Origin of the sequence: Pseudoalteromonas luteoviolacea CPMOR-1, assembly GCF_001625685.1 — a bacterium.
GTDB lineage: Bacteria > Pseudomonadota > Gammaproteobacteria > Enterobacterales > Alteromonadaceae > Pseudoalteromonas > Pseudoalteromonas luteoviolacea_K.
This window is the reverse complement of the sequence record NZ_AUYC01000014.1, coordinates 146,839-159,509: the sequence shown is the minus strand read 5'-3', so window position 1 is coordinate 159,509 and position 12,671 is coordinate 146,839. Positions and strand designations below refer to the sequence as shown.

Annotated in this window: 11 protein-coding genes; 1 reads left to right on the top strand and 10 read right to left on the bottom strand. The window is 41.9% G+C overall.

Going from position 1 to position 12,671, the window contains the following annotated elements; all coding sequences use genetic code 11:
* Nucleotides 1–145 precede the first annotated feature (145 nt).
* The gene (locus tag N473_RS03975; protein WP_039611896.1) at nt 146–382 is read left to right on the top strand and encodes a hypothetical protein; all 237 of its coding nucleotides are present in this window, start codon (nt 146–148) and stop codon (nt 380–382) included.
* Between the two features lie 81 nt (nt 383–463).
* On the opposite strand, the gene N473_RS03970 is transcribed toward N473_RS03975, so the two are convergent.
* From N473_RS03970 to N473_RS03925, 10 genes are all read right to left on the bottom strand, one after another.
* Nucleotides 464–1,432 (bottom strand): PstS family phosphate ABC transporter substrate-binding protein, encoded by a 969-nt coding sequence (locus N473_RS03970; RefSeq protein ID WP_039611897.1) that lies wholly within the window; start codon nt 1,430–1,432, stop codon nt 464–466.
* 78 nt (nt 1,433–1,510) lie between these two features.
* Complete coding sequence (phoR, locus tag N473_RS03965) at nt 1,511–2,839, bottom strand: phosphate regulon sensor histidine kinase PhoR (protein ID WP_063366808.1); 1,329 nt, start codon at nt 2,837–2,839, stop codon at nt 1,511–1,513.
* 61 nt (nt 2,840–2,900) lie between these two features.
* On the bottom strand, nt 2,901–3,590 hold the full coding sequence (phoB, locus tag N473_RS03960) for a phosphate regulon transcriptional regulator PhoB (RefSeq protein ID WP_023399796.1): 690 nt from the start codon (nt 3,588–3,590) through the stop codon (nt 2,901–2,903).
* Nucleotides 3,591–4,206: 616 nt separating this feature from the next.
* Entirely contained in the window at nt 4,207–5,271 is a 1,065-nt protein-coding gene (fba, locus tag N473_RS03955; protein WP_063366807.1) for a class II fructose-bisphosphate aldolase, read from the bottom strand.
* Nucleotides 5,272–5,421: 150 nt separating this feature from the next.
* Nucleotides 5,422–6,600, bottom strand: coding sequence for a phosphoglycerate kinase (locus tag N473_RS03950; RefSeq protein ID WP_063366806.1), 1,179 nt, complete (start codon nt 6,598–6,600; stop codon nt 5,422–5,424).
* Between the two features lie 30 nt (nt 6,601–6,630).
* Entirely contained in the window at nt 6,631–7,644 is a 1,014-nt protein-coding gene (gene epd, locus N473_RS03945) for an erythrose-4-phosphate dehydrogenase (RefSeq protein ID WP_063366805.1), read from the bottom strand.
* A gap of 162 nt (nt 7,645–7,806) precedes the next feature.
* The gene (locus N473_RS03940; protein WP_063366804.1) at nt 7,807–8,424 is read right to left on the bottom strand and encodes a 3'-5' exonuclease; all 618 of its coding nucleotides are present in this window, start codon (nt 8,422–8,424) and stop codon (nt 7,807–7,809) included.
* Between the two features lie 4 nt (nt 8,425–8,428).
* Nucleotides 8,429–10,276 carry a DUF294 nucleotidyltransferase-like domain-containing protein gene (locus tag N473_RS03935; RefSeq protein ID WP_063366803.1) on the bottom strand — a complete coding sequence of 616 codons (1,848 nt, stop codon included), beginning with the start codon at nt 10,274–10,276 and terminating at the stop codon, nt 8,429–8,431.
* A 62-nt stretch (nt 10,277–10,338) separates the two neighbouring features.
* Nucleotides 10,339–12,063, bottom strand: coding sequence for a sodium:solute symporter family protein (locus tag N473_RS03930; RefSeq protein WP_063366802.1), 1,725 nt, complete (start codon nt 12,061–12,063; stop codon nt 10,339–10,341).
* Between the two features lie 11 nt (nt 12,064–12,074).
* A complete protein-coding gene (locus N473_RS03925; protein WP_039611905.1) occupies nt 12,075–12,338 on the bottom strand; it encodes a DUF4212 domain-containing protein in 264 nt (87 codons plus the stop codon).
* Nucleotides 12,339–12,671 lie beyond the last annotated feature (333 nt).

Genomic DNA, 12,671 nt, shown 5'->3' with positions numbered 1-12,671 from the left:
CTTTCTCACCTGCCCTGCACGTTTCATCAAGCTCAATGATGAATACTTAACACATAGCATGTTGTAAAAATATGCTAAATTTAATCTGTATAAAAGATTAAAATAAGACATCTTACTCTCTATCTGCTGACTAATAGGAACAACTATGAGATTTGCGCTGCCCCTTTTATTGCTTGGTTTAGTTGCTTGTAGTAATCAACAAAATTCACCGGAGCTCACTCAATGTGCTCAACAGAATTTTCAATGTGAACAAAACTGCTCTATGAGCTCGACTGAGCAAACGATGACAAGGCAGATATGTAATGGTGAATGTGTTGAAAAATACAATGCCTGCAAAGCACAAGCGGAAGAACTGACAAAAATAAGTAATGCGCAGTATTAAATAAATGGATTCAAATCAGATGTGCCATTATCAATAAAAAAAGCCGCTCAAGGAGCGGCTTTTTACGTATATTTTTCAAACTTAAAGCAGGCCTAGCTTCTTAAGCTCACGGTTTGCCATTTTGCTTGTTAATGGTACATACCCATCTTTTTCTACAATCTTTTGACCTTCTTTAGAAAGTACCATTTTCAAGAATTCAGCTTCGATTGGAGAAAGCGGTTTATTAGGGTGTTTGTTCACATAAACATAAAGGAAACGTGATAGTGGGTACTTACCAGTTGCCACATTTTCTAACGTTGCATCTACGAAGTTATCGCCTTTTTTCGCCAGTGGAACTGTACGAACACCAGACGTTTTGTAACCGATACCTGAGTAACCAATTGCGTTTACAGATGAAGAAATTGACTGTACAACAGAAGCAGAACCAGGTTGCTCGTTTACGTTATTTCTGAAGTCACCTTTACACAAGGCTTTTTTCTTAAAGTAGCCATATGTACCAGATACTGAGTTACGACCATATAATTGAATATCTTTTGCAGCCCACGGACCATTTAGACCTACATCACTCCAACGATCAACTTGCTTATCTCCACCACACTTACGTGTTGAAGAGAAAATTGAATCTACTTGGTCAATACGCAGACCTTTAATCGGGTTATCTTTATGGACAAAAACAGCCAGCGCATCAATAGCTACACGCACTTCTGTCGGCTTGTAGCCATAACGCTTTTCAAATGCTTCAACTTCTTTCGATTTCATCTTACGGCTCATTGGGCCGAAGTTTGCAGTCGCTTCTGTTAAAGCTGGCGGCGCAGTTGAAGAACCAGCCGCTTGAATTTGAATATTCACGTTAGGGTAAATACGCTTATATTCTTCTGCCCAAAACGTCATCATGTTTGCTAACGTATCTGAACCCACAGATGAAAAGTTACCTGAAATACCGCTGGTCTTGTTGTACTCTTGTAGGTTTTTATCAAGCGCTGATACTTGCGTTGATACCAATGTTGTTACAGCCACACCCATTGCGGCAACTAAGCTTTTAAATTTCATTGGGGTCACTCCGATTGTTCGTCCCATTTGATTACCTGATGCTCATTGTGCGCTCAGTTAATGACAATAAAATTACTCTTAAATGACACTTTTATGACTTTCCGACGGTGTCATAAAAATGCGTTTTTCTTTCGGGAAGGAGAATGAAAAACACGACCCCTCACCCAATGTGCTGTTAATTTCCAGATGAGAATCATGGCGACTAAGTACATGTTTTGTGATCGCCAAACCCAATCCTGAACCACCGGTTTTCCGGCTTCTCGCTTTATCTACACGATAGAAGCGTTCAGTTAAACGGTTAATGTGCTCTGGCGCAATGCCATCACCATTATCAGTCACAGCAAAAGCAGGGCTCTCACCTTCCAAGTACCACCTAACTAAAATCTTCCCATTAGGTTTAGTATAGTGGACGGCATTAAATACTAAATTTGAAAAAGCACTGCGCAACTCATCAATGCATCCTTTGATATCCAAAGTGTCGTCTATATCGAATTCAATTTCATGATGCTTATCTTGGTTGAGAGAAAGTGCTTCCGTTTGGATCAATTGCAACATATTGGGCACATTCACCGCCTTATCGTTGCCCTGATCCCTATCCCCTTCAATACGAGATAAAGACAGCAACTGATTGACCAAACTGTCCATGCGTTTACACTGCTCGATCATGGTTAAATGTGCCTTCTGCCACATAGCGGGCGGCGGCATATTATCGCCTTCCATCATTTCAAGATAGCCCGTTACCACGGTCAAAGGTGTGCGAAGTTCATGGGACACATTAGCAACAAAATCTTTGCGCATTTGCTCAAGCTTTTTAAGTCTTGAAATGTCACGCACAACCATCATCAGCTGCTCGGCATATGGCATGACGCGAAACTCCAATACCCGCTCATCGTTGTGCCCGCTTTCTAGTTCTAATGGATCCGTAAAGTCATGATCTTGCATATACTTCACAAACTTGGGATCGCGGATCAAATTATCTAAACGCTGGCCATGATCTGTCGGCCACTGCAACCCTAAGATCTTAAGCGCCAACTGATTACACCAGATAATACTCAGATCCTGCTGCATCACAATCACCGCATCAGGCACCGCTTCTGCGCCTTCACGGAAACGACGGATCAACGCAGCCAGCTCATTGCGCTTTTTACGATTGCGATGTTGAAGGTGATAGATCCCCTCAAAAATTTGTTCCCACGCGCCAGATCCCTCAGGCGGATTAAAACTACGTTGATTGATCAACCAATCACTCAACTTGTACAGTTGTTTAAAATGCCAAAACAAAAGCACTGAAGCACCCAAAAACAACAATACAAATGGTGCACCAAGCAAAATTCCGATGAGGGTTAATGGCAGAAAATACAAAAACAGGCGTTTTAATAACGCCTGTTTATCAATCACTCTATACATATAAAATGATCCTAAATATTAAGCGCTAGGATAACGCTACCACAGCGCATAAATTAATGCTTTATACTTTACTTGAAAAACGATAACCCGCACCACGAACGGTTTGGACTAACCTATCGTGACCAAGTGGTGCAATCGCTTTTCTTAGACGACGAATATGTACATCAACCGTACGGTCTTCAACATACACATTAGTGCCCCATACATGATCTAGCAACTGTTCACGACTATAAACACGCTCAGGGTGTGTCATAAAGAAGTGTAACAGCCTAAACTCTGTCGGACCCATTTCTAACTCGTTACCTGCAGAGGTAACACGATGTGAAATCGGATCTAACCTTAAGCCATGTACCTCTATCGCTTCTTCTAGCGATGTAGGAGATACACGACGCATTACCGCCTTAATTCTCGCCATAAGCTCCTTTGGAGAAAAAGGCTTAGTCACGTAGTCATCTGCACCTACTTCTAATCCTTTAACTTTGTCTTCCTCTTCACCACGTGCTGTTAACATGATGATGGGGATCTGACGAGTATACTCACTTTGCTTAAATTTTTTCGCAATTTGGATACCGCTACCGCCAGGTAACATCCAATCTAGGAGCACCATATCTGGGTATGGCTCTACCATGGCTGCAATCGCTGAATCATAGTCTTCCGCTTCAATTGCTTGAAAGCCATTCTGTTCTAACACAAACACCAACATTTCTCTGATTGGTGCTTCGTCATCAACTACTAGTACTCTACGTGACATTCCCATTTATCTCTTACGTTACCGAAGTCGGTTTCATTATTATGACTAAGTATGACAGTTTTATGAAAGTTTACCTGATAATATAACGTTAATGCATTTATCAGGAACATAGTTTCAATAAGTTAGATACAATTTGTTCCTATTTTATCTGCATTTAACGTCACTTAGCATCGAATAATGGTGTTTTTTTCGCAACAAATATTTAGATTAAAAAATTATGAAGATCGTGTAATTTCGCAGGGATCATTATTTTCCTAAGTCCGCCGCTCTAAGATCACTTTCTTACCTAGTAGATCCTTTGAGGATCAGATCTATACGTACTGAAACGATAAGTTCTTATATTAGGTAATACTAAGTGATTGATCTTTTGTAAAGCACCCACACGCAATACGCTAAATAATACACACAATTGAGATCAAGCACTGCTCAAGTTGGTAAAAAATCGATCCCATCAAGAGATCGTTAGTAAATTAATGATCCAGACGTGCTCAGTTAGTAAAATAACGATCCCATCACCTGATCAATCTGTTTAATGACTACGCCATTAACATGCCCCATATATCCAACACGAAAAAAAAGCCCCTTATGGGGCTTTTCTTACGTGTTATTACACGGATTACTTCACTTTAGGTGCAAGTTCACCAGAAAGGTATTTAACATGCATATCATCTAAAGAGATTGGCTTAATGTTAGTAGCTTGACCAGCTGTGCCAAACGCTTCGTAACGCGCAATACAAATCTCAGTCATTGCTTTTGTTGCTTCAGCTAGATATTTACGAGGGTCAAAGTTCGCTGGGTTATGCGCCAAGTGGCGACGAATTGCACCCGTTGCAGCTAGGCGTAAGTCTGTATCGATATTAACTTTACGCACACCGTGTTTGATACCTTCAACAATTTGTTCAACTGGCACACCATAAGTTTCAGGGATCTCACCGCCAAACTCGTTGATTACAGCAAGCCACTCTTGAGGTACAGATGAAGAACCATGCATAACTAAATGCGTATCAGGAATGCGCGCGTGGATCTCTTTAATACGGTTAATTGCAAGAATATCACCTGTAGGTGGGCGAGTGAATTTATATGCACCGTGCGATGTACCACAGGCAATCGCTAAGGCATCAACACCCGTTTTCTTAACAAAGTCAGCAGCTTCTTCTGGATCAGTCAGTAACTGGTCTTGGGTCAGTTTACCAACCGCGCCGATGCCATCTTCTTCACCTGCTTCACCAGTCTCTAGTGAACCGAGTACACCTAACTCACCTTCTACCGATACACCACATGCATGCGCCATCTCTACAGTGCGACGAGTAACATCCACATTGTATTCGTAAGTCGATGGTGTTTTACCATCATCAAGCAAAGAACCATCCATCATCACCGATGAAAAGCCTAATTGAATTGAACGCTGACACACAGCAGGAGAAGTGCCGTGATCTTGGTGCATTACAACAGGAATATGTGGCCATTCTTCAACAGCAGCTAAAATCATATGGCGAATAAAAGGGGCACCAGCATAGTTTCTAGCACCAGCTGAGCCTTGTACAATTACTGGGCTGTTTGTTTTATCAGCCGCTTCCATAATCGCACGCATTTGCTCTTGGTTATTCACATTAAAGGCAGGAACGCCGTATCCATTCTCAGCCGCATGATCGAGAAGTTGACGCATACTGATTAAAGCCATATTGCTTTTCTCCAATTTTTGATAGCACTTAGCTATCTATTTGAACGGGGTAGATTTAGTTTGGTTGTATGACAACCGCTATTAATCTAAACAAAGAGTGAGAGAGTGTTTAGGTTAATAGTTGGAGGCCAAAAAGGCCTCCTTAAATTTTTATGCTTTTGCTCTTTGCTCTAGCATATCAACTGCCGGTAGCTTTTTACCTTCTAAGAATTCAAGGAAAGCACCGCCACCTGTTGAGATATACGATATTTCATCGCCAACGCCATACTTATCAATTGCTGCGAGTGTGTCACCACCACCAGCAATCGAAAACGCTTTAGACTTGGCAATCGCATGTGCAATGGCTTCTGTACCATTGCCAAATTGATCGAACTCAAAAACGCCAACTGGGCCGTTCCAAACAACAGTGCCAGCTTGCTCGATGATTTTAGCTAGCTCATTGGCTGTGTTAGGACCAATGTCAAAAATCATGTCATCGCTTTCAACTTCAGAAGCATCTTTAATAACGGCAACCGCTGTTTCTGAGAACTCTTTGCCCACAACAACATCAGTAGGTACTGGAATATCACCATCATTAGCTTGTGCTGCAGCACTCAGCTTTTGTGCTTCTGGAATTAACTCTTCTTCATACAAAGATTTACCGACTGGATTACCAGATGCAGCAATAAATGTATTGGCAATACCGCCACCCGTAACTAACTGATCAACCACTGTTGATAGTGAATCAAGGACCGTTAATTTAGTAGATACTTTAGAACCACCGACAATTGCAACCAATGGACGAGCTGGGTTATCTAATGCTTTACCCAAAGCATCCAATTCAGCTGCCAATAAAGGACCTGCACAGGCAACATCTGCAAACTGGCCTACGCCATGTGTTGAAGCTTGTGCTCGGTGAGCAGTACCAAAAGCATCCATTACATAGATATCACACAGTGCAGCTAGCTGCTTTGAAAGTGCTTCGTCGTTTTTCTTCTCACCTTTATTAAAGCGTACATTTTCAAAAACAACCACTTCGTTATCAGCAACTTCAACGCCATCAAGGTAATCTGTAACGAGTCTTACGTTTTGATCAAGTACATCATTTAGGTAATCAACAACAGGCTGAAGTGAATACTGAGCATCGTATTCCCCTTCCGTTGGGCGACCTAGGTGCGACATCACCATTACTTTAGCGCCTTTTTCTAGGGCTAACTTAATGGTAGGCAAAGATGCTTTGATACGTGCATCCGACGTCACTTTTGCGTCTTTCACTGGCACGTTCAAATCTTCACGTATAAGTACGCGTTTGCCGTTTAAATCTAAATCCGCCATCTTGATGACTGACATGGACATCTCCTTAAAAGAACGATACTAAAATTAAGAGGCTTTCATCATTGCCATTGCGGTGTCGAGCATACGGTTTGCAAACCCCCACTCGTTATCACACCACACTAACACCTTTACCAAACGTTTATGGCTCACTCGGGTCTGGGTGCCATCAATAATACTGGAATGAGGATCATGATTAAAATCCACCGATACTAAGGGTTCTTCGGTGTAATCTAATATCCCATGTAGCCTGCCTGTGGCAGCCTGCCCCAATACTTGATTAACTTGTTCTAACGTCACATCGCTTTGCAACGATACGCTTAAGTCCATTGCTGTCACGTTAATTGTAGGTACTCTGACTGCAATTGCCTCAAAGCGACCATGAAATTTAGGTAATATGCGCTCAATACCACGCGCTAATTTTGTATCAACCGGTATAATCGATTGGCTCGCTGCGCGTGTACGCCTTAAGTCTTTATGGTATGCATCAATCACTTGTTGATCATGCATCGACGCATGAATAGTTGTAATCGCACCTGACTCAATACCAAAAGCATCATCTAATACTTTAATGACAGGAACAATACAGTTTGTTGTACACGATCCATTAGAGACAATGGTATGTGATGCTTTTAAATTATCGTCATTAATACCATAAACAATGGTTTCATCGACATCCGCGTCTGCAGGGTGAGAAAAAAGCACTTTTTTGGCACCCGCTGCAATGTGTGCAGCAGCGTGTTGCCGAGAGTGGTAAACACCTGTGCATTCTAACACGACGTCAATGTCTAAGGCATGCCATGGTAGATGGCTCGGGTCTTGTTCATTAAAAATTTGAATTTGTTGTCCGGCGACTTCTAGATAGGGTTTATTCAGGTTGACTGGAAATGCGAAACGACCATGGGAGGTGTCGTACTTCATTAAATGCGCGATCCCTTCAGGATCTGCCAACTCATTGATAGCGACTATTTGAAATTCGTTGTGGCGCCCAGACTCAAAGAGGGCTCGGACAATATTGCGACCTATGCGACCAAAACCATTGATTGCCAGTTTGATTGTCATTAATTAGAAGACCCATTTTCTACATGCAATAAAGGAGTAACTCAGACTCCTTTGTAAAGATGGCGCTATTGTAATCGACCTTGAACAAATGTGTAAGTGATATGCAAAAATTTTTCTTCATATGAGGCAAAGTACCAAAAAAAGAATGTGAACTACGTAAATTTAAACGAGTTTGCTTAGCTTGATGGTCTTTTGACTATCCAATTGGCCCACTTGAGCCAATAAAAGTTCTGCAGTGGCTAATGCATCACTTAATGCATTATGATTTTGATACGCAGGCAATCCATAACGAACTCTACAAGCTGGCAGTGTTAACTGGTCCTGTCTGATTACTTCCTGAGCCCGTAATAAGCGTTTCTTTTCTAATTTTAATGTATCTACAATGACCTTGGGTTTTACCGATAGACCATGTTGAACAAAGTATTTTTGTATAAACCCCCAATCAAGTGAAGCGTTATGACACACGAGTATTTTCCTATCTAACACCTTTGCCAAAGTCGATAATATCATTTCAATATGCTCACCGCTTTGAGCGATTTCCGGTTCTGATATGCCATGATAAATAGGGCTTTGTGCTAACTTCTGCACATCTTTGTTTATCTTGTATTGCGCGCTTTGAAGCGCTATTTTTCCCTGATTTATCTCAACCCAAGCAACAGACACTATCTCATGCAAATTGACATCAAGGCCTGTTAGTTCTATATCAACGACCACCAGTTCACTCTCTATCCAAAGCGGATCATCTCGTGTTTTCATAAAGTTTGGAATGAGCCATTTCATCGTACTATAAACTTCCTCGTGCAAACTTAAACACACATGCTTGTTGAGCTTGCTTAATTAAATGGAAGGCCTCTTTTAATTGATGCCGCTCTAATGAACTGAGATGCTCAGGGTTAATACAGTTTGGAGGCAAATCTAAATCCTCAATTTGTATTTTAAAACGCAATTGTGTCAAAAATCGCCAGCAATCTTGTAAATTATAAATATCCTCTTTGCTTAAAACTGAAAACGCTTTAAGTGCTTCTAATCGTGACTGCGTATTGGCTTTAGTAACACCACATTTAAGGGCATAAATACGGGCAAGATCATTTACAATCGACACACCACGCGTTTTTAAATCTAAGTAACCATGCTTTCTTTTATTACGTTGTAATTTAAATTGTTGAAATAGACCCATCGGCACACTGTTGACACTGATATCTGTCGCCATAGCGGCAAAAAAGAGATCTTGTGTCTGCATACTATTTAGTTGTTTATTGAGCATGTGATAAAGTGATTGATCCCCCATAATAAAACGACGGTCAAAGAAAATTTTACTATTGAGCATTGCCTGTGGTGTTGGCGTTTGAGTCCAATTTTCAAATCGAGCAAGCCATTCATCAACCGTACCTCGGCATAACTCATTGCTCGCCATAATATTGCCTGGGCAGGCTTTAATTCCACAGTTAATTAGGTGCCCTGTTACAAACTCCCCTAAACCAGCAAAATACGCTCTTTGATGGGGCAATATGGCATTTGAAACAATCAAACCATTATCTTGATCTGAGTGCAAAGTTTGTTCTTCTCGCGCTTGAGAGCCAAAACATATCCAGCAAAAACCACACGGCGGCTCCCCTTGCAGCTTGATATATAGCTCTGTTAAACGGCTCGTCATTGCATCGGTTAAACCACTTAACAACGTACCAATAAAGGAAATGTCCTCAACCGTGTTTGAGAACCCTCTTAACAAAGCTGGAATTTCCTTAGCCAAGTGCACCACTTCTTGATAACTATGGGCTTTATATATTTGCCCGATTAACTGTACAGGGTCGTGTTTTTGTTGACGCAATAAATCAGTACTGGTCACCATGCCTAAAGGTTCACGCGCTTCATTGAGTACAGGTAAATGGTGGATATTATGTTTAAGCATCAAATGTAATGCGGCGAAAGCACGATTATTTTCAAAAATAAATTTAGGGTCGTGTGTCATCACTTTGGTCACAGGCGCTTTAGGATCAAGCTCTGACGCCAAAACACGATTGCGTAGATCTCTGTCAGTGACAATACCAGACAACTGGCTGTTTTCAGTGATAATGACCGATGATACTCCTGCTTTTTGCATAACTTTAGCCGCGTCGACAACACTGGCTTGCGGTTCTATCGTCACCGCTTTTTTACACATCAGCGTCGCTATTTTTCGCTCAGACCACCCTCGGCCACGCTCTTTGTAATGACTCGATAATAAACGTTTTTTATGAGCACGAACAAAATGCTGCTCAAACTTAGGATACTCGCGGCGTAAATAGTCAAAATCAGCGTGTGCTAACAAAAAAATAAGCCCACTTGTCTGCACTTCAAGATGGTTTTGAATATCTTCTCCGGTCAGTAAAGATGGATAACCAAAATAATCACCTTCTCCCAGTCTCGTAACAACCTCCCCAGTATTGTCTACCAAATCAAACCCCCCTGTGCGCACAAGGTATAAATGTTTCTGTTCTGAATTGAGCAATTCAGACTGGTTCAAAGTCGTGATGTACACCACCTTTGTATGATTAACGAAAAAATGCGCACATGACGCAGGCAGCTCGCTAAAAGGGAGCTGGTCAGTAACAAAATTTAAAACGTCCGTTACCGCCGAATGAGAATGTGTCATTTGGTTGCCTCAAAAAGACAATAGCCCAGCAAAAGCTGGGCTATGTGTTTATCTTCAATTGATTAGTGCGCGTGCGCTTCACCAGACCCTTTAGGGTTACGGATCCCATCGACCATGCGCTTGACCTCTTCAGGTGTTTCAGCAGTTAATTTCATCACCACCGCAGCAACACCAAAGTTAACCAGCATACCAATAATCCCGATGCCTTCAGGCGAAATACCAAACAACCAATTTGCAGGAGCGTTCAACTCAGGGCTCACAAATTTAAAGTAAATAATGTACGCCGCGGTAAAACCAATACCCGAGATCATACCGGCGATAGCCCCCTCTTTGTTCATACGTTTAGAGAAAATTCCCATAATAATGGCGGGGAAGAAACTCGCTGCTGCTAAGCCAAAGGCAAATGCCACTACCGAGGCCACAAATCCCGGTGGGTTTATGCCAAAGTAGGCTGAGATCCCAATGGCCACCATCGCCGCGAGCCTCGCTGCCATGAGCTCTTGCTTGTCACTGATATCCGGTTTGAGCGTGCGCTTGAGTAAGTCATGCGACACCGATGTCGAGATAACCAGCAATAACCCTGCGGTTGTCGACAGTGCAGCTGCAATACCGCCTGCGGCAACCAGAGCGATGACCCAAGCAGGTAAGTCTGCAATTTCTGGGTTTGCCAATACCATGATGTCGCGGTCAATTTTAACTTCGTTTGTACTTGCAGGGTCGTCAATTTTTCCTGCAGAGTAGAACATTTTGCCATCACCGTTTTTATCATTGAACGTGATAAGGCCTGTCCTTTCCCAGTTCTTTACCCATTGCGGCGCTTCGGCATATGCCGTGCCACTGCCGTCTTTACCGTTAATCGTATCTATCATGTTGACTCGTGCAAACGAAGCAACGGCAGGAGCGGTTGTATAAACAATGGCGATAAATACCAAAGTCCACGCCGCAGAAATACGCGTATCTTTTACTTTTGGCACAGTGAAGAAGCGCACGATAACATGCGGTAAACCCGCAGTACCCACCATCAATGCCGCCGTAATGGCAAACACATCAATCATACTCTTGGATCCCTCGGTATACTGGGCAAATCCCAGCTCGGTACTGAGCCCATCGAGTTTATCGAGTAAATAGGTGTTTGAGCCATCAGCCAAAGTTGCACCAAATCCGGTTTGCGGCAGTAAATGACCTGTCATCATCATAGAAATAAAGATAGCCGGCACTAAGTAAGCAAACACTAACACACAGTACTGCGCCACTTGTGTGTATGTGATCCCTTTCATACCACCTAACACAGCGTAGAAGAAAACAATGACCATACCGATATAAACACCGGTTTCAATATCAACTTCTAAGAAACGAGAGAAAACGACACCCACACCACGCATCTGCCCTGCAATGTAGGTGAAGCAAATAAAGATGGCACACAAAATAGCCACAACCCGCGCGACCTGTGAGTAATATCTATCCCCAATGAAGTCTGGTACGGTAAATTTACCAAACTTGCGTAAATATGGCGCAAGACAGAGTGCCAGTAGTACATAACCACCGGTCCACCCCATCAAGTAAACACCGCCATCATATCCTGCAAAAGAGATAATACCCGCCATAGAAATAAACGACGCAGCACTCATCCAATCCGCTGCGGTTGCCATTCCGTTTGCCACTGGAGGCACACCGCCACCGGCGACATAGAATTCATTAGTTGATCCAGCACGCGCCCAAATGGCAATACCGATATATAACGCAAAGCTCAGCCCTACGATTAAAAATGTAAACGATTGAACATCCATTATGCTGCTCCTTACTCATCTACGCCGTATTTTTTATCGAGCGCATCCATTTTTGATACGTAGACAAAAATCAAAGCAACAAATGTATAAATTGCACCTTGTTGTGAAAACCAAAAGCCCAATTTAAACCCAAAAAAACGTACTTCGTTCAGTACGTCGACAAATAAAATGCCACATCCAAATGACACCACAAACCAAATTACTAGTAGCTTAAACATCAAGGCTAGATTTTCTGACCAATATGCTTTTGCTTGTTCTTCACTTTTAAAGGCCATGATTAACTCCCCGTTTAACGCATAATGTAAATACGCGTTGGTATTAATTGACCTTTTGACTGTAGCAACGGCTTGTCTAGATTGAATTGAGACCTTAGTCGTAAACACGACATTACGTTTACGTAAACTGCTAATTGAAAAAACATGAAAATATTTAATAGATATTAAAATCAGTAAGTTAACTTTATTTTGCTTTTTGGAAAGCGCATTTTATTAACACTTCATACGGTATAAGACATTAGTCTAATTAGCACAATAAAATATCAATTGTTCTTAATATTCAGCGTATTATATTTATCAATCAGTCCTCTGGCTTATTCATACCAAGCCAGA